21 protein-coding genes and 1 pseudogene are annotated in these 25584 nt (G+C 35.4%); 12 read left to right on the top strand and 10 right to left on the bottom strand.

Annotated features, from left to right (window positions below):
• The first annotated feature begins 7 nt into the window (after positions 1 to 7).
• The 5 genes from HM990_RS19550 (at position 8) to HM990_RS19530 (ending at position 4581) form a co-directional block, all read left to right on the top strand.
• On the top strand, positions 8 to 430 hold the full coding sequence (locus HM990_RS19550) for a SufE family protein (RefSeq protein WP_178991681.1): 423 nt from the start codon (positions 8 to 10) through the stop codon (positions 428 to 430).
• A 92-nt stretch (positions 431 to 522) separates the two neighbouring features.
• Positions 523 to 849: an iron-sulfur cluster assembly protein gene (locus tag HM990_RS19545; protein ID WP_178991679.1), complete on the top strand. Its 327-nt coding sequence runs from the start codon at positions 523 to 525 to the stop codon at positions 847 to 849.
• A 306-nt stretch (positions 850 to 1155) separates the two neighbouring features.
• Positions 1156 to 2991, top strand: coding sequence for an ABC transporter ATP-binding protein (locus tag HM990_RS19540; protein ID WP_178991667.1), 1836 nt, complete (start codon positions 1156 to 1158; stop codon positions 2989 to 2991).
• Positions 2992 to 3008: 17 nt separating this feature from the next.
• Positions 3009 to 3521 carry a DUF2480 family protein gene (locus tag HM990_RS19535; RefSeq protein WP_178991665.1) on the top strand — a complete coding sequence of 171 codons (513 nt, stop codon included), beginning with the start codon at positions 3009 to 3011 and terminating at the stop codon, positions 3519 to 3521.
• A gap of 130 nt (positions 3522 to 3651) precedes the next feature.
• Positions 3652 to 4581, top strand: coding sequence for a DUF3078 domain-containing protein (locus HM990_RS19530; RefSeq protein WP_178991663.1), 930 nt, complete (start codon positions 3652 to 3654; stop codon positions 4579 to 4581).
• Positions 4582 to 4653: 72 nt separating this feature from the next.
• On the opposite strand, the gene HM990_RS19525 is transcribed toward HM990_RS19530, so the two are convergent.
• Together HM990_RS19525 and hflX are read right to left on the bottom strand one after the other, a co-directional pair.
• Positions 4654 to 6927: a transglycosylase domain-containing protein gene (locus HM990_RS19525; protein ID WP_178991661.1), complete on the bottom strand. Its 2274-nt coding sequence runs from the start codon at positions 6925 to 6927 to the stop codon at positions 4654 to 4656.
• Positions 6928 to 7077: 150 nt separating this feature from the next.
• Positions 7078 to 8289, bottom strand: coding sequence for a GTPase HflX (gene hflX / locus HM990_RS19520; protein WP_178991659.1), 1212 nt, complete (start codon positions 8287 to 8289; stop codon positions 7078 to 7080).
• A 47-nt stretch (positions 8290 to 8336) separates the two neighbouring features.
• On the opposite strand from hflX, the gene HM990_RS19915 reads away from it, so the two are divergent.
• The 4 genes from HM990_RS19915 to HM990_RS19505 all read left to right on the top strand — a co-directional run bounded on the left by HM990_RS19915 (position 8337) and on the right by HM990_RS19505 (position 17025).
• Positions 8337 to 8576, top strand: coding sequence for an endonuclease/exonuclease/phosphatase family protein (locus HM990_RS19915; RefSeq protein ID WP_262886569.1), 240 nt, complete (start codon positions 8337 to 8339; stop codon positions 8574 to 8576).
• A gap of 225 nt (positions 8577 to 8801) precedes the next feature.
• Complete coding sequence (locus tag HM990_RS19515) at positions 8802 to 14150, top strand: fibronectin type III domain-containing protein (RefSeq protein WP_178991657.1); 5349 nt, start codon at positions 8802 to 8804, stop codon at positions 14148 to 14150.
• Between the two features lie 26 nt (positions 14151 to 14176).
• Positions 14177 to 15082 (top strand): PorP/SprF family type IX secretion system membrane protein, encoded by a 906-nt coding sequence (locus tag HM990_RS19510; protein WP_178991655.1) that lies wholly within the window; start codon positions 14177 to 14179, stop codon positions 15080 to 15082.
• Positions 15083 to 15102: 20 nt separating this feature from the next.
• Complete coding sequence (locus HM990_RS19505) at positions 15103 to 17025, top strand: OmpA family protein (RefSeq protein ID WP_178991653.1); 1923 nt, start codon at positions 15103 to 15105, stop codon at positions 17023 to 17025.
• A 75-nt stretch (positions 17026 to 17100) separates the two neighbouring features.
• Here HM990_RS19505 and HM990_RS19500 read toward each other — a convergent pair whose 3' ends face one another.
• Positions 17101 to 17601 carry a CYTH domain-containing protein gene (locus tag HM990_RS19500; protein WP_229719324.1) on the bottom strand — a complete coding sequence of 167 codons (501 nt, stop codon included), beginning with the start codon at positions 17599 to 17601 and terminating at the stop codon, positions 17101 to 17103.
• A gap of 20 nt (positions 17602 to 17621) precedes the next feature.
• On the opposite strand from HM990_RS19500, the gene dinB reads away from it, so the two are divergent.
• Positions 17622 to 18725, top strand: a complete 1104-nt coding sequence (gene dinB / locus HM990_RS19495) for a DNA polymerase IV (RefSeq protein WP_178991651.1) — start codon at positions 17622 to 17624, stop codon at positions 18723 to 18725.
• A 103-nt stretch (positions 18726 to 18828) separates the two neighbouring features.
• Here dinB and pyk read toward each other — a convergent pair whose 3' ends face one another.
• The 5 genes from pyk to HM990_RS19470 all read right to left on the bottom strand — a co-directional run bounded on the left by pyk (position 18829) and on the right by HM990_RS19470 (position 23183).
• A complete protein-coding gene (pyk, locus tag HM990_RS19490; protein WP_178991641.1) occupies positions 18829 to 20271 on the bottom strand; it encodes a pyruvate kinase in 1443 nt (480 codons plus the stop codon).
• A 1-nt stretch (position 20272) separates the two neighbouring features.
• Positions 20273 to 20752 (bottom strand): IPExxxVDY family protein, encoded by a 480-nt coding sequence (locus HM990_RS19485; protein WP_178991639.1) that lies wholly within the window; start codon positions 20750 to 20752, stop codon positions 20273 to 20275.
• A 185-nt stretch (positions 20753 to 20937) separates the two neighbouring features.
• On the bottom strand, positions 20938 to 21678 hold the full coding sequence (rnc, locus tag HM990_RS19480; RefSeq protein ID WP_178991637.1) for a ribonuclease III: 741 nt from the start codon (positions 21676 to 21678) through the stop codon (positions 20938 to 20940).
• A gap of 7 nt (positions 21679 to 21685) precedes the next feature.
• Positions 21686 to 22936, bottom strand: a complete 1251-nt coding sequence (gene fabF, locus HM990_RS19475) for a beta-ketoacyl-ACP synthase II (protein ID WP_178991635.1) — start codon at positions 22934 to 22936, stop codon at positions 21686 to 21688.
• 13 nt (positions 22937 to 22949) lie between these two features.
• Positions 22950 to 23183 carry an acyl carrier protein gene (locus HM990_RS19470; protein WP_013750595.1) on the bottom strand — a complete coding sequence of 78 codons (234 nt, stop codon included), beginning with the start codon at positions 23181 to 23183 and terminating at the stop codon, positions 22950 to 22952.
• 185 nt (positions 23184 to 23368) lie between these two features.
• On the opposite strand from HM990_RS19470, the pseudogene purN reads away from it, so the two are divergent.
• Together purN and HM990_RS19460 are read left to right on the top strand one after the other, a co-directional pair.
• A pseudogene (gene purN, locus HM990_RS19465) lies at positions 23369 to 23926 on the top strand (phosphoribosylglycinamide formyltransferase); the annotation flags it as partial.
• Positions 23927 to 24292: 366 nt separating this feature from the next.
• A complete protein-coding gene (locus HM990_RS19460) occupies positions 24293 to 24937 on the top strand; it encodes a ribonuclease H1 domain-containing protein (protein WP_178991633.1) in 645 nt (214 codons plus the stop codon).
• A 120-nt stretch (positions 24938 to 25057) separates the two neighbouring features.
• Here the strand turns inward: HM990_RS19460 and HM990_RS19455 are convergent, their stop codons facing one another.
• Entirely contained in the window at positions 25058 to 25336 is a 279-nt protein-coding gene (locus HM990_RS19455; protein WP_178991631.1) for a type II toxin-antitoxin system RelE/ParE family toxin, read from the bottom strand.
• Positions 25336 to 25584, bottom strand: coding sequence for a hypothetical protein (locus HM990_RS19450; protein ID WP_178991629.1), 249 nt, complete (start codon positions 25582 to 25584; stop codon positions 25336 to 25338). The genes HM990_RS19455 and HM990_RS19450 overlap by 1 nt, the downstream gene beginning before the upstream one ends.

Genomic DNA, 25584 nt, shown 5'->3' with positions numbered 1-25584 from the left:
TGAGACTATGACCATTGAAGAAGTACAAAACGAAATTATTGATGAGTTTTCCATGTTCGAAGATTGGGAGGAACGCTACCAGTATATGATAGATTTAGGGAAAGACTTACCTCTAATAGACGAAAAATATAAAACTGAAGATAATATCATTAAAGGTTGCCAAAGTAAAGTTTGGGTTCATGCCAATATGCAAGACGATAAGGTAAACTTTACGGCAGATAGCGATGCCATAATTACCAAAGGTATTATAGCTATATTGATTCGCGTGTTTTCAAATCAACATCCAAAGGACATTCTTGATGCGAATACCGATTTTATTGACAAAATAGGATTAAAAGAACATTTATCACCAACTAGAGCCAATGGCTTAGTGAGTATGATAAAACAACTAAAAATGTACGCTATTGCGTACCAAACACAATTGAGTTAAATTGTATAGTCATTCATTGTTAAGGCGACAACTAAACGACTAACAACTAAACAGATTCCCATTTACATGGGAACTAAAAAATAAATTTTACGATGAGCGATACCACTATAGACACCGCAGTACTGGGAGAAAAAATCCTAAGAGTCATAAAAACCATATACGATCCTGAAATTCCTGTAGATATCTACGAATTAGGGTTAATCTACGATGTTTTTGTAAACGAGGATTTCGAAGTAAAAATCTTAATGACTTTAACAACACCAAACTGTCCTGTGGCAGAAACCTTGCCTTTAGAGGTTGAGGAAAAAGTAAAATCCATCAACGAAGTTAAAGATGCTGAAGTAGAAATTACATTCGATCCACCTTGGTCGCAAGATTTAATGAGCGAAGAAGCCAAGTTGGAGCTTGGTATGCTATAAGAATAAGTTGGCAGTATGCAGTGCTTGCGTGAACTCTAAAAACTTGTATTAATTTTCAATCTCTTACTAGCTCTAAAACTAGAGACTTAAGTCAGATTATTAATTCTGTGATTATTGGCGAAGCGTAATAATCCTGCAAGGATTTAATCCCGATAGCTATCGGGACTTTGTAGGTATGTTTTTGTTCAGTTACAACACCAACAAGGTCTAAAAAAGACCTTTCAGGATACAAAACAATTAGATTAACGTAGTAATTCAGTTAATCATAATTTAGTATGAATCGGACTTAGTTTATTAAAAAAATAAATGCCAAGACGCCAACCCACTTCCCTAAAGGACGGCAAAAAAACAAATTTAAAATCGTCCTTTAATGCCTTAGTTTATATTCCTAGATTCTTTAAAGAAATCTGGAACGTTAACAAAAGCCTCTTTTTATTATCCGCTTTTTGCAGACTAATTGGCGCAGTGCTTCCTGTAATCATTTTATGGGTAGGAAAATTGATTATCGATGAAATCATTCTACAAATCTCATTGGATAATCCTGATTATTATACCCTTTGGACTTATGTGGCCTACGAGTTTGGCTTAATTGTACTTTCCGATTTAATTAGCAGAGCTATTTCTTTAACAGATGGTTTACTTGGCGACGAATATAATATTGCCACTTCGGTCACTATTATCAAAAAAACCAATCAGATTAATATTAGTTTATTAGAGGATTCTGAATTTTACGATAAACTAGAACGCGCAAGAACCCAAACGACTGGTCGAGTTGGACTCATGTCTAATGTACTAGGGCAAGCCCAGAGTACTATTTCCATTGCTACGCTTGTTGCTGGTTTAATTTATTTTGAACCGTATCTAATTATTCTTTTAGTATTAAGTATTATTCCATCATTTATAAATGAAGTCCGTTTTAGTCAACGCCAATATTCTTTAGCACGAAGCTGGACCTCTGAACGACGTGAATTGGATTATTTGCGCTTTATAGGAGCAAACGATAATACTGCAAAAGAAATCAAGCTTTTTGGCTTAACTGATTTTGTAGTGGACCGTTTTAAAAACTTATCTGAAGAATATTACCAACTCAACAAATCCCTTTCCATTAAGCGTTCGGCTTTAGGGTTTTTATTTAATGTTTTAGGCTCTTTCAGTTATTATGGCGCTTATGTGTTTATTATTTACCATGTGCTTTCAGGTGCCATTACACTTGGGGAATTGACCTTTTTATCGGGTTCATTTAATCGCTTAATGCGAAACCTTCAGGATTTCTTTTCAAAATTCACACGTATTTCAGAAAGTGCGCTGTATTTAAATGATTATTTCGACTTTATTGATATTTCAATTATTTCAAAAGTCAAGGAAGATGTTCCGCTACCGAAAAAAATTATAAAAGGTTTTGAATTTAAAGACGTTCGATTTGCTTATCCGAATTCCGAAGTTGAAATTTTAAAGGGCATTACATTCCATCTTAAAGCAGGGGAAAAATTAGCTTTCGTCGGTCAGAATGGCGCCGGAAAAACCACTTTAATTAAATTGTTATTACGATTTTACGAACCTACTTCAGGCGAAATATTATTAGATGGCATCAACATTAACCGTTTTAATATCGCTGAGTATCAAGAATTCTTTGGCGTTATTTTTCAAGATTTCTTTAAATATGAATTTACGGTAAAGGAAAATATTGCCATTGGAAACATAGAGGAATTAGAGAACCAAGCTAAAATTGAAAATGCCGCGGAACTAAGTTTAGCCAATGATGTTATATCTGAATTGAAACACGGTTATAATCAGCAACTGGGAAAACGGTTTTCTAACGGCCAAGAATTATCAGGCGGTCAATGGCAAAAAGTGGCTTTGGCAAGAGCCTATATGAAAAATGCCGAAGTAATGATACTGGATGAACCCACATCAGCACTGGATGCACGTGCCGAAAGTGAAGTATTTGGTCGGTTTATTGGCTTAACAGAAGGTAAAACAAGTATTATTATTTCGCACAGATTTAGTACGGTTCGCCAAGCTGATAGAATTTTAGTCTTAGAACATGGGAAAGTTTTAGAAATTGGTACGCATCAAGAACTTATAAAAAACCAAGATTTGTATTCCGAATTGTTTACGTTACAAGCCGAAGGCTATCAGTAAAATAGTATCTTTGTATTATGGCAGAAGAGATTATTAATAGAGTCGCAATTAGCAAACTCAAAGTTATAGATTTAGAAGACTACTATCCAAAAGGCGATCGTATTCTTTTTGATATTAAAGATTGGTTGCTTGAAGGTTTAGTGTTGCGGGAAAAAGAGTTTAGAGCTCATGTTTCGGCACATGACTGGTCGCAATACCAAGATACTTATGTGGCGTTGCATTGCTCCACGGATGCCATTGTACCAGATTGGGCTTACATGCTAATTTCGATTGCACTACAGCCGTTTTCAAAAGTAGCCATTATTGGTTCTTTAGGCGATTTAGAGTCTATTTTATATGCTGATATTATTTCAAAATTAGATGTTTCAGAATTTGAAGATTTTCCTGTCATTATAAAAGGTTGTTCCCATAAACCCGTGCCGTCAAATGCTTTAGTGTTATTATCCCAAAAATTAAAGCCCTTAGCTAAATCCATTATGTTTGGAGAAGCTTGTTCTTCGGTGCCACTTTATAAAAAACCAAAGAATTAAAATGTGACCTTAGCGAAGTATTGGTGTCTTAAAGATAATGATATTATGATTTTTTTAATTTAACAAAAATCAGAAAACATTTATATTTGCGAACTTTTAACAACTATAATTTATTTAAAATTAATCTCTTATGAATAAAAAATTACTTTTATCAACATTCTTAATGTTTGCCATTACAATTGGTTTTTCTCAAACAAAAGAAGAACTTCAAGCCCAAAAAGCGGAAAAACAAGCTGAAGCAAACAAGTTTCAAGCAGAAGCTGATGCTTTGCAAAAACAAATTGATGCCTTACCAGGTTGGAGAGTAGGTGCATTCGGTACTATTGGTGGTAGCTTATCTAACTTCAACAATTGGTATGCACAAGGAGTACCTAATAATAGTTCTGGAAATATTGGGATTACCTTTAATGCTTTTGCCAATAAAATCGAAGACAAATATTTTTGGAGAAACTCTTTAAACACAAACCTTTCATGGGTAAAATTAGATAATAAAGATACTGATACAGACAGTGATAATTTTGAACCAACGACTGATGTTTTTAACTTATCCTCCCTTTACGGTAGAAACATAAGCAAAACTTGGGCAGTATCTGGTTTAATGGAATACAGAACTACGCTTTTGGATAACTTTAACGATCCAGGTTATTTAGATCTTGGTGTTGGTGCTACATGGACGCCATTAGAAAATCTTATCGTGGTAATTCACCCATTGAACTATAACTTTGTATTTGCCGATAACGATGCCGTTTTTGAATCTTCATTAGGTGCAAAAATTGTTGCAGATTATACACGACAAATTGGTGCAATTGCTTTTAAATCCAACTTCTCAACCTTTCAAAGCTACGAATCTAGCGATTTATCTAACTGGACATGGACCAACTCTTTTAGCTACACGCTTTGGAAAATGATTGGTGTTGGTTTCGATTTTGCTTTAAGAAATAACAAGCAAGAAGCATTAAGCTATGCGTTGGCTCAAGATCCTCCTGCAGCAACTTCTTTTGAAGATTTAGACAACAAATTACAATCCTATTACACTATTGGCTTGAGCTACAAGTTCTAATCATACTTAATAGTTTTAAAATAAAAACCTATCTAAATTCAAATTTAGATAGGTTTTTTTTATATCTAACACTCAATTAAATGTTTTCTTCTTATTCTTTTTCTTGAATAAGCGCTTAATAAATCCATCACGTTTAGTGGGCTCGCAATCCAGATCCTCTAAGACTTGCTGTGAAGGGTTTTCAAATTGAGCTCTGGTAATTGAATTAAAATCATTGTCTGTATTCAATTTTTGAAAAAACTTAGCAAAAATAGGTAAGGCCGAGTTGGCGCCTTGTCCCATTCCAGTAGATTTGAATCCTATGGAATGATTATCATTTCCTACCCAAGTAATGGTTACTAATTTTGGCGTTAAACCCACAAACCAACCGTCTTTATTGTTCTGTGTCGTTCCTGTTTTACCAGCAATTTGATTTTTTAGACCATAGGTGCTTCGTAATCTTGAAGCAGTTCCTTTATTGACTGTAGATTTCATCATTTCTAAAAGCACCTGTCTTGTATAGTCATTATAAGCTTCTTTTTCTGAAATTTCAGGTTGAAACGTAGCGATGACGTTTCCAGATTTATCTTCAATTTTAGTGATGTAATAGGGTTTTACGGATTTGTTGTTATTTAAATAACTGGCATATGCACCTGTTAAATCCTTCAAATTGATTTCTGCAACACCTAAAGCTAAGGACGGTTCATTTGGTAATTTTTTTGAGATGCCTAATTTTTCAACCTGTTCTAAAACCTTTGGAATTCCAACCCTTTCCATAACCTTAACAGATATGGTGTTTATCGAATTGCTTAATGCATTTTCCAATGTATAATTGATGTAAGGATCTTCGTCTTCATCACTACCAGAATTGCTTGGTGTCCAATCATCATAATCGGTGTAAGTCACCTTGTTTAGCGAAAAATAAGTACACGGATCCAAGCCATTCTCGATAGCCGCTGTATAAACAAAAGGTTTAAAGGTAGAGCCAACTTGCCGTTCACTTTGTGAAATATGGTCGTATTTAAAATACCTGTAGTCTATACCTCCAACATAAGTTCTCACAGCGCCTGTTGCAGGTTCTATTGAAAGCATTCCTGTGTTTAAAAATTTGAGATAATGTTTTAAACTATCTATAGTCGATATATTTTTGATGGTATCACCTTTCCAACTAAATACATCAGTCAATTTTTTAAGACTCAAAGAGTCGTTGATTTGACTTTCGGATAAACCTTGTTCTTTATATAATTTGACTTTGGGTAGATTATTAATGACATTTTCGAGTAGTTTCTTGTTGGTTTCCCAAGGTGCGCTTTTACCATATGAATTCTCAAAATCAGTTTGAAGTTTGCTGATGTGTTCTTTCATGGCTTCTTCTGCCAATTCCTGCATTTTATAATCAAGTGTCGTGTGGACGATTAAGCCATCTTTGTATAAATTATATCGCTCTCCTTCAGGAGTTTTTAAGGTATCTAAAATCGATTCCAATTGTTTTTTGACTTCAGCCCTAAAATAAGGTGCCAAACCTAAATCATGCTTAAACGACCGGTATTCTAATTTTAAATCTTGATTTGAATAATGGTCTAATGAATCTTGTGCCAAATAATTGTAATTTACCATCTGACTTAAAACCACATTCCTTCGGTCTTTACTACGCTCCAAATGTACTCTTGGATTGTAATATGTATTGGCTTTTAAGGTGCCAACTAAAGTGGCAGCTTCATTCAATGAAATATCTGTTACCGATTTATTAAAGAGTTTACGGGAGGCACTTTCTATACCATAGGTATTATCGGAAAAAGGAACGGTATTAAGGTACAGGGTTAAAATCTCTTCTTTGGAATAAACCGATTCGATACGTTTGGCAACAATAGATTCTTTAAATTTATTGATGAGCATGCTGAATAGAGCATAATTCTTCCTACCATAAAGATTTTTAGCCAATTGAAGTGTTATAGTGCTTCCGCCTCCTGCTGACTTATCCTGAAGAATTAAATTTTTGACAAACACGCGCATCAAACTGATATTATCAATACCATCGTGTTTATAAAATCTTGAATCTTCTGTAGCAACGAGCGCATCAATAAGGTGTTTTGGGAAATCTTCAAATTTTACGGGTTGTCTATCGTAGATATAATATTTGCCAATTAATTTTTCATCCTTATCTAACAACTGTGTGGCCTGCTCTTGCTTTATGGAACCGATAGCTTCTAAAGTAGGAAGCTTTCCAAATACCCCAAGATAAATGCTGATGTAAAGCCCTAGAAGAAATAGTACAACAATACTAGCTAGAATAAGCGACCATTTTATCCACTTATTCTGCAACACTTTTTTTAATCTAGATGTAATCTGATTTGAATTAGAATTCATATTGAAGCTATTTCTATGTCAATCATACTTTTTCGAAAATCATTCTAAAAGAAAAAATTATTTTTCAATTTAAATACAAATTTTTGTCAGCTAGTTAGAACCAAGTCTAAATTCTAACATCTAAAAGCGAAGCGGTCTGATATCTTTTATCTATTCTATATCTTCAACGTCTGGATACAAGAAATGATTGTATGGAAAGCGAGTCACATGGATTTCCCTGACTTCTTCGTAAACCCTTTTTCTAAATTCATCCATATTTTCCTTGTTCAAAGCCGAAATAAACAACGCATTGCCATCTAACCGTGACATCCAAGTTTTTTTCCATTCCTCAATAGTAAAATTGGCTTTGGTACGTTCTTCAACTAAATCATCCTCATCAAAAGGTTCTGGTTCATAGGCATCAATCTTATTAAACACCATGATGGTGGGTTTATCCTTACTATCAATTTCGTCTAAGATCTGATTGACGGAATCTATATGTTCTTCAAAGTTGGAATGTGAAATATCAACGACATGAAGCAATAAATCGGCTTCCCGAACTTCATCTAGCGTACTTTTAAAAGACTCTACCAATTGTGTTGGTAGTTTTCTAATAAATCCCACGGTATCACTAACTAAAAAAGGCAAGTTTCCAATAACCACTTTTCTCACGGTTGTGTCTAGTGTAGCGAATAACTTGTTTTCTGCAAAAACATCACTTTTACTAATCACATTCATCAATGTTGATTTTCCAACATTGGTATAACCGACCAGCGCCACACGTACCATTTTTCCACGATTGCCACGCTGAACAGCCATTTGCTTATCAATGGTTTTGATCTTTGATTTTAGCAAAGCTATTTTATCACGAACAATACGTCGATCGGTTTCAATCTCCGTTTCTCCAGGTCCACGCATACCAATACCACCTTTTTGCCGCTCAAGGTGTGTCCACATCCCTTTAAGCCTTGGCAATAAATATTCGCATTGTGCCAATTCTACTTGGGTTCTTGCATAGCTTGTTTGGGCACGTTGTGCGAAAATATCCAGAATAAGATTCGTTCTATCCAGAATCTTACAATTCAGTATTTTACTGATGTTTCGTTCTTGAGCTGGCGATAACTCGTCGTCAAAAATTACGGTCCCAATGTCATTTTCTTTTACAAATTTGGTAACTGTTTCCATTTTCCCTGTACCAATAAAGGTTTTAGGGTTTGGCATAGTCATTTTTTGAGTAAAGCGTTTTATGACCTCACCACCAGCCGTGTAAGTTAAGAATTCGAGTTCATCTAAATATTCTTTTGATGTTTCTTCATCTTGGTCTTGTGTAATAATACCTATTAAGACTGTTTTTTCTAAATCTATATCTTTTTTTTCTATCATAAATACATTAAAGTACAAAGTTAAGCAATTAGTGGCTGTCCATATAAATTTTAAAAAATCATAATTTTCAATGGAATATTTTTGATCATATACTATTCTCTACAAATTTTTTTAACACACAATCAACCAACTTAGTATTTAGTAAGGCTAAAGTATTTAATATCAAGTCTCTAAAACAGTATCACAGTAGATACAAAGGACAGCCTTTTAGAACCTATGTCGGTAAAAAATATAAAGGGGAATATAGCGACCATTTGCCCGTTTATATTCAATTGAAGTCAACCTAAAAATCCACCTGTACCATTTGTCGATTATTAAGGTAGTTAATCTATTATAACATTGTTAGGCTCTTGTTAATAGGCATTTTTTATATATTCGAATTTGCATAGCCAAATCGTCCAACCAACGCTAGCCATGTACATTACAACACATTTTTATTAAAACACTTATAAAACTCCTTTTAATCCAATGATTATAAGGGAATTAAATAATTTATAACAAATCGATTAATAATGAAAAAGATTACTCTATTTTTAATTATGCTTGGGTTTTTCCTAACGGCTAGTGCTCAGTATAATTTTCCTACGATTGCAGGCCCTACAAATGTGGCCCAAGGATCACCAGTTACTATTAATCTCAACGATGTGGCGAATGGAGCGGGTGTTCCAGCTTCTTCAACAGGTTCATATGAATCCTTTTCCGTATCGGCCGATTGGGTTGCTGGAGGAGGAAATCCATTTTCTTCTGAGGCAGATATTACAGTAAACACTACAAGCGGTTCCATTGTAATAGATCCAGCTACCGCAGGTGGACTTACTAGTGGTGCTGATACTACACTTACCTTTGAAGGCGATTTCGCAGATCTTTATGTGCCGGCGACGGATGGCTTCTTAGAGGTTATATTGAATCAAAGTTGGACTGGATCGGATGCCGATTGGTCTAATATTGTTGTGACATTGTTTGAAACACCAACTTGTCTTGAGCCAACCGGAATTACTTCTTCGAGTGTAACTTCAAATTCTGCAACTCTAGATTGGACTGCTGGTGACTCTGAAACAGAATGGAATATTGAATATAATGGTGGTGCCGATTTTACACCTGGGAACGGTGAAGAAGAAAATGCATTTTCTGTAACAGGAACGCCAAATACAATGTTATCAGGTTTAACACCGGTGACAACTTACTATATATACTACCAAGCTAATTGTGGAACTGATGGTCTTAGTCTATGGGCTGGTCCTTTTACCTTCACAACACTTTGTGATGTGTTTATTCCAGATTATTTGGAAGATTTCTCAACTGTTACTTTTACGGTTGCGCCTGATTGCTGGGAAGAAGCAGATAATGGAGACATAACAACTGGTCCAACAGATTTAGGGGCTAGTTCATGGACAGCTGATGAGTTTCTTAATATTGGAACTGACGACGGTGCCTATAAAATAAACATGTTTGGTACAGCAAATTTAAATGATTGGATTATTTCACCACTTTTCGATTTAACTGGTGGTCCTTTTCAAGTAGAATTTGATTTTGCAATAACCGAATGGAATCAAAGTGATTCTACCGAAGCTTTAGACGCTGATGATACTGTTCAATTATTAATAACTACCGATAACGGAACTACTTGGACTGAGCTATTATTATATGATAGTACTTCTGTTGTGCCAATTCCTGGCATTCATCCGGTTGTGGATTTGACGGCATATTCTGGACAAACCGTACAGTTTGCCATTTATGCTTCTGAAGGAACTGCTAATGCTGCAACTGGTATAGATGTAGATGTCTTCGTAGATAATTTTCAAGTTAGAAATATACCATCATGTCCTGAACCTTCAGACATGAGTGTTTCTGGTATTACAGCAGATTCAGCTATTTTAGATTGGCTTGCAGGTGACGTAGAAACAGATTGGATCATTGAATTTAATGGTGGTGCTGACTTTACACCTGGAAATGGGGAAGAAGAGGGTTCGGTACCTGTAACCACGACGCCTAATACCACACTAACAGGTCTTACACCGGCAACTACTTATTATGTCTATTACCAAGCTAATTGCGGCCCAGGCGACCTTAGTTCATGGACAGGACCGGTGATTTTTGCTACAGAATGTACCACCTTTGTAGCACCTTATACAGAAGGTTTTGAAAATGCTGGTGATATTCCTTTATGTTGGTCTATGGATAATGAATGGGAATTTGCTGATGATACAGGTTTTGATAATATTGGTAACGATGGTGTCATTACCGGATCTACTGCCACCAATAACTATTTTGCTTGGGTAGATGCATCTGGAGATGATGGTCCTAGTACTTTAACGAGTCCTTTCGTAGATGTTAGTGGCTTGGCAGCACCTGCACTTTCATTCTATGAAATTAGCAATAATCAAGGTGATGCCAACAGTACATTAGAAGTTGAGGTATGGGATGGCGCAGCTTGGAACCTTATGGGTACTTTCAATACTAACACTGATGGATGGGAACTTATAATATTAGATTTAAGTATCTTAACCATAACAGGAGACGTGCAAGCACGTTTTATAATCTCTGAAACCGTACCTGGTGATTTTACTGACGATATTGCAATCGATGATGTTACTTTTGATGAGGCTCCAAGTTGTTTTGCACCAACCATGCTAACAGCAAACAATTTAAGCACAACATCAACCGAAATAGGATGGACAGAGGCCGTACCACAATCTTCTTGGAACATAGAATACGGTATCACTGGTTTTACCCAAGGTGCTGGTACCATTGAATCTGGTGTAACAACCAACCCTTATGTACTTACTGGTTTAATGCCAGACACTAGTTATGAATTTTACGTACAGGCTGTATGTGGTCCTGGAGATGAAAGTACATGGTCAGGCCCGTTTCAATTCTTTACAGGCTATTGTGAGTCCATTCCATCAAGTAATGATGGTGATGGTGTAACTAACGTGACTATTGATACAACAGATTTTCCAAGTTTTGGACCAGACGAAACTTATGAAAACCATACGGCAACTGTAGTGAATCTTTTTCCAGCAATAAATACCAATGTGCAGATTACATTTGCCACAGGTTTTACCTATGGGACAAATATTTGGATAGATTTTAATGATAACCTTGTATTTGAAGACACAGAACTTGTGTATCAAGGTGTATCTTTAGGTGATAATCCCACAACTTTAGACGCCTCCTTTGTTATGCCAGTAACGGCAACTCCTGGAGAACACAGAATGCGAATAGGAACTGCTGATAGTGGACAAGCAACACCAAACCCGTGTTATAATGGATCTTTTGGTGTAACCTTAGATTTTACGGTAAATATTGAGACCTTACCGTGTACACTTCCTGAAGCAACATATACACCTGTTTATGACTGTCCAAACTATCAATACTTTGTAGATGTAGAGATAACAAGTTTAGGGGATGCTACTTCTTTAGAAATATCTAATAGTTTAGATGCTACAACTATACCAGTAACAGCGACAGGTACGTTCCAAGCTGGTCCTTTCGATTTTGGAACTGAAGCTGTAAATATTTTTGTTGCTCATGAACAAGAAACATTATGTACCATTAGCAGTCAACCACTCGACCTGGTCATATGTCCGCCTTTAAATGACGTACCTTGTGCAGCAACAGTTGCTACAGTAAACGACAACTATCTTTGTGAGACCAGCACGTTTGGTACCCTTTCAGGTGCTACTGCATCTGGTGTGGCTGACCCTTCTTGTGGAGGTGATGCAGATGATGATGTTTGGTTTCAGTTTGTAGCACAGAGTGAATTCCAATTAATTGCTATAGCTAATTTAACAGGAAGTAATACCACGGACATTAATCACAGCATTTATGAAGGTGCATGTGATAACTTAACAGAAATCTCATGTGTAAATGGTTTTGATGAAACGTCTAGTGCTACACCTCAACTTACAATTGGAGAAACCTATTTTATTAGAATTTATTCGGGCGACACAGATATGGAAGATACTACTTTTGATCTTTGTATTACACCATACATTGCTCCAACCAACATTGATTGTACCACAGCTCAAGACTTTTGTAGTGGTAGTTCTGATGATAGTAATTTTCTTTATTTGAACAACACCATAAATTTACTTCCCGGAGATGGAACTATAGAATGTTTATTTTCAACGCCTAACCCTACTTACTTTACATTGCCAATTGTAGAATCTGGTGATATTTTAATTACCATGACACAAAATAGTGCCTTTAACGCAAATAATGAACCTATTGGTAACGGATTAGATGTCGATTTTCTACTTTGGGGTCCTTATGCACCAGGTGACGATTTATGTGTGTTAGGAGCGCCTGTCGATTGTAGTTATTCTGCGGCTCCTATCGAAGATTCAGTGCTGCCAGGAGCTGTACAGGGTGAAATATATCTTTTATTAATAACAAATTTTGCGCAAGATGCGGGTATCATTCAGGTACAACAAACTAATGAAGATGAAACAGGTGCTGGTGCGATAGATGCCACTGTAGAAACAGAAATTGTGAACCTTTTAGGCTATCCTATTTTTGATACAGATAATGATCCTGCAACTCCAGATGAGCTAAATGCCTGTGCTGATTCCTTAATCTTGGACTCCAATTCACTTGCTGCCAACGAGTATGAATGGTTAAAAGATGGTGAACTAATAGCAGGCGAAACCTCTAGCTCACTTTTAGTGACGGAAAGCGGCACGTATATATCCCGCGTTTACAATACCAATTGTGGCGAGGCAACTGCCGATTCTGAGCCAATTGTTGTTAATCTATACACAGATCCAGATGCTATGGCGCCAATGACTTTTGACCTTTGCGATGGACCTGAAAATGATGGTTCTGAGTCGTTCGATTTAGTTGCTTTTTCAGACAACTTAGGTTTACCGGATGGATTTACAGTAAGTTTCTATACCAATACAGGAGATGCAAACTCCACAATGAATCCTGTTACTTCACCATATACCTCAACAGGTGAAGACTTAATTATGCGAATAGAAGACACGGACCAAATCGATAACCCTTATTACTTTGGCTGTCGTGAGTTAGTAGTGGTTTCATTAGTAGTTAATCCTACCATAATTATTGACCAACCAATGGATTTTATAGTTTGTGATGATTTGGATGGTGCGGTTGATGGTGTTACGGAATTTGATTTATTATCTATCAATAGTGAAGTGACTACGGACCCGACACATACAGTGACTTATCATACGTCTCAAGAAGATGCTGACGCTGGAACTGGTGATGTCTCAAGTTCGGCATATTCAAGTAGTGGAGAAACCATTTATGTAAGAGCTGAAAATGCTACGACTGGATGTTATGAGACCACATCATTCGGCTTAGAAATAAATATAGTGCCTTTAGCAACAATAGATGAACAACAATATGATTATGAAGTATGCCCTGCGCCTTCAACAGGAGAAGTAACTATTGGTATTGTGCCAACCAACTTTACGGAAGATGAAGTATCTATAAGTTGGACTTTAGATGGCAATCCTTTTAGCGGAAGTGGCCTAATATTGGATAATGTTGTAGTCGCTGGTGAATATGTGGCTACCATAACCTTTAATGATAGTGGCTGTTTAAATCAGATCCCAGTAGAAGTTGTGGAGCTTGAGTCCTGCGTCTTCCCTGAGGGTATTTCACCAAATGATGATATGATGAATGATACTTTTGATTTAAGTAGTTTCAACGTTACTAAACTTGAAATATTCAATAGAAACGGAACACTTGTATACTCTAAAACCAACTATGTTGACGAGTGGCATGGACAAACCGATGATGGTGAGGAATTACCAGTAGGAACCTATTTCTATACCGTTATTTACGAAGGTGGTGCAAAATCAAAAAGTGCTTGGGTGTACATTAACAGATAATCAACTAACAGAATCAACTTAATATAATGAAAAAACTCTCTATTATAGCGGTTTTGCTCTTAGCATTTCAAATGCACGGGCAACAAGACCCTCAGTACACACAGTACATGTATAATATGAATATAGTAAACCCTGCTTATGCAGGATCAAGAGAAGGTCTTTCTTTTGGATTACTATACAGAAACCAATGGTCTAGAATTGAAGGTGGTCCAGAAACAGGAACATTTTTCGGTCACACACCAATTGGAAGTAATCTTGGATTAGGTCTCTCAGTTATCTCAGATCAAATTGGTCCCGTAAAAGAAACCAATGCCTATGTGGATGTTTCATACACCTTAAATTTAGGTGGCGAACATAAATTGGCCTTTGGTGTTAAAGGAGGTGCCACGTTTCACGATATCGGATTAGCTGGTATTGATATTGTTGATGAAGATGATCCCTTCCTCAATCAAAATATAAATTCAACGACACCCAATATTGGTGCTGGATTCTTTTATTATACAGAAAAATATTATGTGTCATTGTCCGTTCCAAATTTATTATCATCGGTACATTTAGATAATGATGGTCGTAAAATAGGATCAGAAACACAGCACTATTTCTTAACTGGTGGTTACGTGTTCGATCTTTCACCAAATACGGAGTTAAAGCCATCGGTTATGGTAAAATCTGCATTTGATGCACCAACATCATTTGATGTCAACTTAAATGCACGGTTTTTTAAGAAGTTTGAAATTGGAGCATCATATCGCTTAGATGATTCATTTTCTGGCTTAGTAAATTTTGCACTTACAGATGGTTTAAGAATTGGCTATGCATACGATGCTATATCCTCGGATATAAAAGCTTACGCACCAGCATCACATGAAATCATGTTATTATTCGATCTTAATTTCCCTAAGCGTGTTTCACGTTCACCAAGATACTTTTAATCAGTTAAGCTAAAACAATTATGAAAAACTTTAAAACATTATTATTTATTACGTTGATGAGTAGCTTATGCTTAACTGCTCAAAATAGCGATACAAAGAAAGCAGATAAACAATTTGCTAGATACCAATATGTGGATGCCGCAGAAAACTACGAGGAACTTGTAAATGAAGGTAAAGGAGACACCTATGTTTATAGCCAACTTGCCGAAAGCTACTATAACATTTTTAATACAGAAGCAGCAGAACGCTGGTATGCTAAAGCTTTAGAAACTTCCGATAAGCCAGAAATGGTTTATAAGTATGCACAAATGTTAAAAGCTAATGGAAAGTATGAAGCATCCAATCAACAAATGGAAAAATTTGCTTCTATGCGTCCAGGAGACAATAGAGCTATAGCATATAAGAAAAATCCAAATTATCTTCCTAAAATTTTAGAACAAGGTAAAAAGTTCAACGTGCAGAATGCTTCTTTTAATTCTGAACAATCCGACTTTGGTGGTACCCTAAATGATGGCAAGTTATATATTACTTCTGCTCGTAATGATAGTCGTAAAACTTATGGATGGAACGAACAGCCTTTTTTAGACATTTACACCATTGTTAAAAATTCAGACAGTACGTATCAAGAAGCTACTTTAGCAAATAAAAAACTAAACACGAAATACCATGAAGGTTTAGTGTCTTTCTCACCTGATGGGAATACCATGTATTTCTCACGTGAAAGTTTTTATGAAAAAGATTACGAAAAGGATTCTCTGAGTAGTACACGTTTTAGTCAGCTTTATTTATTTAAAGCGACAAAATTAGGAGATGATTGGGACACCATAGAAGATGTAGGTATTAATAGCGAAAACTATTCTGTTAAAAACCCATCTGTAAGTGCGGATGGAAAAACGTTATACTTTACATCAAATATGCCAGGTGGTTTTGGCGACTATGATATTTACAAAGCTCCAATAAACGCTGATGGTACTTTAGGCGTACCAGAAAATTTAGGTCAAAAAGTCAATACTGAAGGCGAAGAAGGCTTCCCATATATAAGCAGTAATAACACACTATATTTTTCATCGAATGGTCACTTAGGACTTGGTGGATTTGATGTATTTTACACTAAAGAAATCGATGGTACTTTAGCAAATGCGCGTAATGTTGGTATCCCTATAAATAGTAATGCCGATGATTTCGCTTTTATAATTGATGAGGAAAACAATAATGGCTTTGTATCTTCTAATAGGGAAGGCGGTAAAGGAAGTGATGACATTTATGAGTTCAAAAAACTACAACCTCTATGTGATGTTGTTATTAGCGCAACTGTTCTAGACGATAAGAACCGGGAACCGATTTCAGGTGCTTCGGTCTCTTTATTTGATGAAGAAGGCAATAAAGTATCCTCAAAAATGACCGATGACGAAGGTATTGCTGAATTTATCGTAGAATGTGATAAAGATTCTGAACTAGAAGTTGTTATGGACGGATTCGACAGTAAAAAAGTTCCTGTCGAAGGTACAGACGACGAGGTAAATAACGTTCAAATTTCTTTAGATCCAATTGAAAACATAATGGAAGATGAAAAAATTGTCTTAGCTCCAATTTTCTTCGAATTCGATAAATCTAATATAACAGCGCAAGCTGCTTTTGAATTAGACAAACTCGTCCAAGTCATGAAGAAATATCCAGAACTTGTTATTCAGGCTACATCACATACGGACGAAAGAGGTTCTGAATCTTATAATATGAATCTTTCTGACCGCAGAGCTAAAACTACGGTGCAATATGTGATTTCTCAAGGTATTGACGAATCTCGTATTTCTGGAATAGGTAAAGGCGAATCAGAGCCTAAAATTGATTGTTCATCTGGTTGTACTAAAGAACAACATGCTGAAAACAGACGTTCAGAATTTATAATAGTAAATGAAGATAAGCAAAATATGTACGAAGAGTAATTTACATATAAAAGATAAAAAGCCTATCCTTTGAAAAAAGGATAGGCTTTTTTTTTCGAAAAACTTTGATATTTTTTACCAATCCTTAAAAGGATTTTTACTCAGCTGAGAATTATAGTATCTAGTCTCTCCTGTAACCTCCTTACCCAACCATTTCGGTTTCTCAAAATGTTCACTTTCAGAATTTAATTCAATTTCTGCAATGATTAAACCTTGATTAGCACCAAAGAATTCATCAACTTCAAACGTGTGGTTTCCGTACTTTACTTCATAGCGTGTTTTTTCAATAATACCTTCTTCGCAAAGTTTTAAGAGATGTTCTGCATCATTTTTAGTAATCTCTTTCTCCCATTCAAAACGGGATAATCCGTTAACTGTAGATTTTCCTTTAATGGTTAAATAACTACTATCTTCTTTCAACCTTACACGTACGGTTCGTTCTTTATGGGTATTTAAAAACCCTTGTTTTATAGTATAACTTTTAAACGCCTCTTTTTTAAAAGCTTTTGATTTCACTAAATATTTTCGTTCAATTTCTATCGCCATATACATTAAAAATAAATTATTAAAAGGCATTTAATGCCTAAATTTACACCATGCTTAACGATTTTCCTATAAGAAAGATAATTCATGTAGATATGGATGCCTTTTATGCGTCTGTAGCACAAATGGATAATCCTGAACTTAGAGGTAAAGCCATAGCTGTTGGCGGCGGAGGCACAAGAGGTGTCATAAGTGCAGCAAGTTATGAAGCCCGAAAATTTGGAGTTAAAAGCGCCATGTCTGGGCGATTGGCTATAAAATTATGCCCTGAACTTATTTTCGTTAAAACCGATTTTGATCGTTATAAAACGATTTCTAACCAAGTCCGTAAAATTTTTCACGATTATACCGATTTGGTTGAGCCATTATCCTTAGACGAAGCTTATTTGGATGTAACGGAAAACAAAATAGGCTTGCCTAGTGCCACTATTCTGGCACAAAAGATAAGAGCCAGGATTTACGATGAAGTTGGCTTAACGGCTTCCGCAGGTATCTCCATTAACAAGTTTATTGCAAAAGTAGCCAGTGATTATAACAAACCCAATGGGCAAAAAACGGTTAATCCAGAAGATGTTCTCCAATTTTTAGAAGATTTGGACATTCGTAAATTTTATGGAGTAGGTAAAGTTACTGCCGAAAAAATGTATCAAAAAGGCATTTTTACTGGTAAAGATTTAAAGGCTAAAAGTTTTGAATATCTTGACGAAAATTTCGGAAAATCAGGTCGCTATTATTATGATGTCGTAAGAGGTATTCATAACAGTGAAGTAAAACCCAATCGCATTCGTAAATCGTTAGCTGCAGAACGTACGTTTAGTGAAAATCTGTCCTCAGAAATTTTTATGCTAGAAAAACTAGAGCATATAGCAGAAGAAGTCTCAAGACGTTTAACTAAAAGTAAAGTATCTGGAAAAACCATTACCCTTAAAATAAAATATAGCGACTTCACCTTACAAACCCGAAGCAAAACCCTACCCTATTTTGTAGGTGAAAAAGCCATTATCCTTGAAACTGCAAAAGATTTATTGTACCAAGACATACTGAATAATTCGGTTAGACTATTAGGAATTTCGTTATCTAATTTGAATACAGATTCTAAAAAAATTAAAAACGAGGAAAAAGAAGCTGTTAGTGTACAGTTAAAGTTTGAGTTTTGAAAGTATGCAAAATTGGATATCACATAAAATTTACACTTATCCTCTTAAAAACCTGATTAATTACTTTTTATACTCAATCGCATAAAAAAGATAAAAATACTTCCTAAAAACTACAACTCTCTATCTCAGTAACCCGCAACGTATTGACCATTCCTTTTTCTTGAATTGGCATTGCCGCTAAACTAATCAACATATCACCAACTTCTAAATAGCCTTTTTTACATGCAATGGCATTTACATCTTCAATGGTTTCGTCCGTACTTACAAATCTGTCATAATAGAATGCTGTAACTCCCCAAAGCAAACTTAATTGGGTCAAAATACGTTTATTTGACGTAAATACTAAAATATGTGCAGAGGGTCTCCAAGCCGAAATCTGAAAGGCCGTATAACCACTATTGGTTAATGTGGATATCGCCTTTGCATTTATCTCATTCGCCATATTGGCGGCATGGTAACAAATCGCCTTTGTGATATAACGCTTAGTTCTAATGTGTGGTGGCGATTGCGGCACTTCAATCAAAGGCGAATCTTCAACACTACGAATTATATTTGCCATTTGACGAATCACTTGAACAGGATATTGCCCAACAGAGGTTTCACCAGATAGCATTACAGCATCTGCTCCATCCATTACAGAATTGGCAACATCGTTTACCTCAGCACGTGTTGGTGTTAAACTTGTAATCATGGTTTCCATCATTTGGGTAGCGATAATTACAGGAATTCTAGCTCGTTTTGCTCTAAGCACCAATTGCTTTTGAATCAACGGCACTTCCTCAGCAGGAATTTCAACGCCCAAATCACCACGAGCTACCATCAAACCATCACAGTACGCCACAATTTTATCGATATTCTCAACCGCTTCTGGCTTTTCAATCTTTGCAATAATAGGAATTTTATGGTCGCTATGTTCACTTATTAACTGTTCAAGCTCCATTAAATCTTCTGCATGACGCACAAAAGACAAGGCTATCCAATCTACTTTTTGTTTACATGCAAAAATAGCATCTTCGACATCCTTTTCAGTTAATGCTGGTTGAGAAATATTAGTGTTCGGTAAGTTTACCCCCTTTTTGGATTTTAATGGTCCACCTTGTATCACTCTAGCTTTAACTTCAGATTTTTTATCTGTAGAAACGACTTCAAAAATCAATTTTCCGTCATCTAATAAAATACGTTCTCCAGGCTGCGCATCTTGAGGAAACTTGTCGTAAGTCATGTAAACACGTTCTTTTGTACCCTCGAAACGCTTTCCTGTAGCGAAAATAATTTCGTCGCCTTCATTCACAATCACTTCACCTTTCATGGTGCCGACACGTAATTTTGGTCCTTGTAAATCACCTAAAATAGACGCATTATAGCCAAACTCCTCATTGAGTTCTCTTATCATTTTTATGCGCTCTTCAACGGCTGCATAATCGGCATGTGAGAAGTTAATTCTAAATACATTTGCACCTTCATCTAGCATCGCTTTCAATACTTCTTTTGTGCTTGTTGCAGGACCTAAGGTCGCTACTATTTTTGTTTTCTTGTTTGACATCAATTCAAAAAATTAAATGGTCTTTCGACTTTATTTTTAACGGATCTACCGTATAACTTGTAATTATTTGTGGAATGGCTTGTAATTTATTTACGATAAGTTTTTCATTTACATTCTGTATTTCGTCTGAAATCTTAATGAAATAATCCACTTTTTTGAATTCAGATATTAAATTGAATGTTTTCAGTACTTTCTCACTCTCGTTAAATAAAGTTCCTGTACTGGATAAACCATCCTCTTCTTTCTTGCACATGTTGGAAATTAAATTCCAAACCACGTATTCGGTCTCATTATCCCATTCAAAAATACTGTAAGATGACTCTAAATATTTTAAGTCTATGTCCTTATCATTACGTTCTAACTTAAGCCCTAAATGTTTGTTTAGCAAATAGGCCAATCGATAATCTTCTAATCTACAATGTATCGCAATTAGCTTAAAGGAATCATCATAAAAATCATCAACCTGAAGTTTGTGTAAAGCCATACGATTATAACCTTAAAACCAATTAAATTTTAAACGTTGCATGAAAATTTGAAAATCTAACTTGTATAATTCGTAAATATAGTACAATAAAAGGGCAATTTTATTAAGAATAGGTTAAGATTGAGTGCAAATATTTACGAAAACGTTATAGTAGAGGAAATTCTATAATTTGAATTGATCTTATGTTAATGTAGTCTTGTTATTTCATTTTGAAAGGCAAAAAAAGCACGTTTTGACGCTTTTTCTTCGGCCTTTTTCTTTGAAGTCGCTCTTGCTTTTGAAACCACTTTGTCATTAATGGACAACTTTACAGAGAAATGTTTTAGCTCGTCATTACCAGTATCTTCATAGACTTGATAATCAAATGTATTTTTCTCCTTTTGGCACCACTCTATCAGTAAACTCTTGTAACTAATTACTTTTCCTTCTAAAGCTTCAATATCCACATGCGGATTTATAACACGTTTATAGACGAATTTTTCGCAGAAACTGTAACCTTTATCTAAATAAATAGCACCAACTAAAGCTTCAAAAAGATTGCCATGAATATTGTCTCCAAAATTTGACTTCGGAATTTTACTTTCTACAAAATCAATAAGACCCAGTTCTTTACCTAACTTATTAAGATGTTCCCTACTGACCACTTTAGAACGCATTTTTGTAAGATAACCTTCATCACCATGTGGCACTTTTTCAAATAAGTAGGCAGCAATTACAGAACCAAGAATGGCGTCACCAACAAATTCTAGGCGCTCGTAGTTAATAACATTGCCTTTATCGTCCTTTATATTCATGGAACGATGTGTAAAGGCCTTAATGTAAATTGATATTGTTTTGGGCTTAAACCCCAGAATTTTTTTGAGTTGCAAAAAAAAATCCCCGTTCTCATGAGAGCGGGAATTTAATATGTTACGAATGAAGCTCATTCGGGATTTAATCTAGTTTTTTAAATAATACACAAGCGTTGTGACCGCCAAATCCAAAGGTATTACTCATTGCGACTTTAATATCTCGTTTCTGAGCTTTATTGAGCGTTAAATTTAATTCTGGATCTATGTTTTCGTCAGCCGTTTCATGGTTTATTGTTGGTGGTACTATACCATGCTCCATCGCCAATATTGAAGCAATTGCCTCAATAGCTCCAGCAGCACCCAACAAGTGACCAGTCATAGATTTAGTGGAATTAATATTTATGTTTTTAGCGTGTTTGCCAAATACTTCAGATATAGCTTTTAACTCGGCAACATCACCTAAAGGTGTCGATGTACCGTGTGTATTAATATGATCTACATCTTCCGGATTTAAACCAGCATTTTCCAAACAGTTTTTCATCACTGCAACAACACCTATCCCATCAGGATGTGGCGCTGTCATATGATACGCGTCCGAAGATAAACCTCCACCTACGACTTCTGCGTAGATTTTAGCACCTCTTGCTTTAGCGTGTTCATACTCCTCCAAAACAATCGCGCCAGCACCTTCACCTAACACAAAACCGTCACGGTTAGCATCAAATGGTCTAGAGGCTGTTTTTGGATCATCGTTACGAGTACTCATCGCATGCATAGCATTGAATCCACCCATACCAGCAATAGTTACTGCAGCTTCACTTCCACCTGTAATAATCACGTCGCAATGACCTAAACGTATAGTGTTTAAGGCATCGATCATTGAATTTGCAGAGGAAGCACATGCAGATACTGTGGTATAGTTAGGACCCATAAAACCATATTTAATAGATATGTTTCCAGGTGCTATATCAGCAATCATTTTTGGAATGAAGAACGGATTAAAACGAGGTGTTCCGTCACCAGCAGCATAGTTTAACACTTCTTCTTGAAACGTTTCTAAACCACCAATACCAGCTCCCCAAATCACTCCGACCCTCAATTTGTTTAAGGCATCAAGATCTAGTTTTGAGTCTACAATAGCTTCATCAGAAGCGACCATTGCATACTGCGAAAACTTATCCATTCGCTTCGCTAATTTCCTATCAATAAAGTCAGTAACTTCAAAGTTTTTTACTTCGCAAGCGAATTGTGTTTTGAACTTTTCCGGATCAAAATGTGTGACAGTTGCAGCACCACTTTTTCCACTAACAAGAGCATCCCAATATTCATCTTTGGTATTACCTATTGGCGTAAGTGCACCTAAACCCGTTACTACGACTCGCTTTAATTCCATAAAAATAGAGTTATTATTTTGCTTCTTCTATATAAGAAACAGCCTGACCAACTGTTGCAATGTTCTCAGCTTGATCGTCTGGGATTTGAATATCGAATTCTTTTTCAAATTCCATTATTAATTCTACAGTATCTAATGAATCCGCTCCTAAATCGTTAGTGAAGCTAGCTTCAGTTACAACTTCGTTTTCATCAACACCTAATTTATCTACGATAATCGCTTTTACTCGTGATGCAATGTCTGACATAATTTTTTAATTTTAAGTTTTAATTAGATGGCAAAAATAAAAAACTTTATTTGAATATTCATCTTTACCGTTAAAATGTGTTTGTAATTTAGTAAAAATAAAGATAAAGTATTTTGGTTTTGCACTAATTGTTAATTATTATTCTTTTTTTTGTTTGAATAAATAGAAACCTATATAGCTGTAAAATGAAACGAGTGGTAATTTTTGCGTCCGGAAGTGGGAGTAATGCTGAAAATTTAATAAAGTTTTTTCACAACAGCGATAATGCGACTGTTATTCAGGTACTAACTAACAATCCTCATGCCAAAGTTTTAGAGCGTTGTAAAAAATTGAATGTTAGCGCATTATCTTTTAATAGAATCGCCTTTTCTAAGTCTGAAGATGTGTTGAATATTTTAAAAGCATCACAACCAGACCTCATTGTATTAGCGGGTTTTCTCTGGAAATTTCCTGAATTCATTTTGAAAGAATTTGAAAATAAAGTGATTAATATCCATCCTGCACTATTGCCAAAATATGGCGGAAAAGGGATGTACGGCATGCATGTGCACGAAGCTGTAGTTAAAAATAAAGAGTCCGAAACAGGCATAACCATTCATTATGTCAATGAGAATTATGATGAAGGAGCTATTATATTTCAAGCAAAATGTGAGGTTTTAGCTACGGATTCGGCAGAAGATGTCGCTGGAAAGATTCATTTGTTGGAGATGGAGCATTTTCCTAAAGTTGTTGAGGATGTTTTGAAATCTCAAAATCCAAATTCCAATAAGAAAGACAGACTGTTTTCCAATAAAGAAATACAACAGAAAATACATAATATCCTAGAAAACTTGACTTCTGAAGAATTGGATAAATATTGCGATAAAGATTTCAGTAAAAAAACATTTAATAATAATTTTCCGATTTTAATTAAGGTTCCTAAGCATTGGGACAGTATTAAAAGAAAAGAAGCTATTATCCATACTAATAACAATAGGTGGACTTGGAAATATAAAATTGATAAAAACGGTTTTTCTTATGCCATTTCAACACAATGGTATTATTACAATGATATTTATGTAAGAGATTGGTTAAGGAGTTTTAGTAAACAGTAAAAATCCGTGAAACACGTGTCAAAAAAAAAGAAAAAAAAATATTACACCGTATGGAAAGGCCATAAAACAGGAGTTTTTGAAAAGTGGGACGACTGCAAAGCCCAAATCAAAGGTTTTGATGGTGCACAGTATAAATCGTTTTCAACTTTTGAAACCGCAAAAAAAGCACTAAAAGGAAATTATTTTGACTACGCTGGAAAAAACAAATCATTTACCAGCGGACTTTCCGAAGCAGAACTTAAAAAAATAGGACAACCCAACTTCAACTCTATTTCTGTTGATGCAGCTTCGAGTGGCAATCCTGGTATCATGGAATACAGAGGTGTGGATACCAAAACTAAAAAGCAACTTTTCATTCAAGGACCCTTTGAACAAGGCACCAATAATATAGGCGAATTTTTAGCTTTGGTTCACGGCCTAGCTTTTTTAAAAAATCACAATAGCGACCGTATTATGTACACAGATTCTAGAACCGCTATGAGTTGGGTGCGGAAAAAAACATGTAATTCTAAGCTAGAACGTAATGCTAAAAACAAACCTGTTTACGATTTGGTAGATCGTGCTGTACAATGGTTAAAGACTAATGACTATTCCACAACAATTGTAAAATGGGAAACTAAGGCTTGGGGAGAAATACCTGCTGATTTTGGGAGGAAGTAATTTTATAAAAAGAGTATTAGGTTATTGAGTTTGGGACGCTTATTGAAAAAATATAGCACTATTAAGTATTTGGAATTTCCATACACTTTTTAAAATTTTTAAAATTAAACTTATGGTGTTTTATTGATAATATCGTTTTTGATGTAGGATTCTTTGAATATAAACTGTGTTTCCGTCAACCAAATAATGAATACCAAAAGGGAATTCTTTAGTAAACACAATTTTTATGTTGCGATAACGATTTTGAAAATGTTGAGGGTTTATGGCAATTCTTTCCATTGTTTCAGATAACTCATTATCAAACCGTTTTAATACAACTGGAGATATCACAAAATAATAATCACGTGCTTCTTTTAAATCAATTTTTGAGAAATGACTTAATTCAATTTCAAATCCCATTATTTTAAAAGTTCTTTTTTCACATCTTCCCAAGGTGTGTAATTTGTTTTGCCTTTCTCATGGTCATCAATCATCCTATCCATCATCAACTTATAGTCTTCAGAAGGTTCGAAAGCATAAGCATTTTCCTTAAGTATAAACTCCATGTAATTTTTTAAATTTCTACCTTGTTGCTTCGCCTTTTCTTTAAGAATGGTAATGGTTTGTTCATCCAATACAACTTCTTTTCGTTTATTATTTGTTTTCAT

This window comes from Winogradskyella schleiferi (assembly GCF_013394655.1).
In the GTDB taxonomy this organism is placed as follows: Bacteria; Bacteroidota; Bacteroidia; order Flavobacteriales; family Flavobacteriaceae; genus Winogradskyella; species Winogradskyella schleiferi.
The sequence above is the reverse complement of the archived record's forward strand: the minus strand, read 5'-3'. Positions and strand labels throughout refer to the sequence as shown.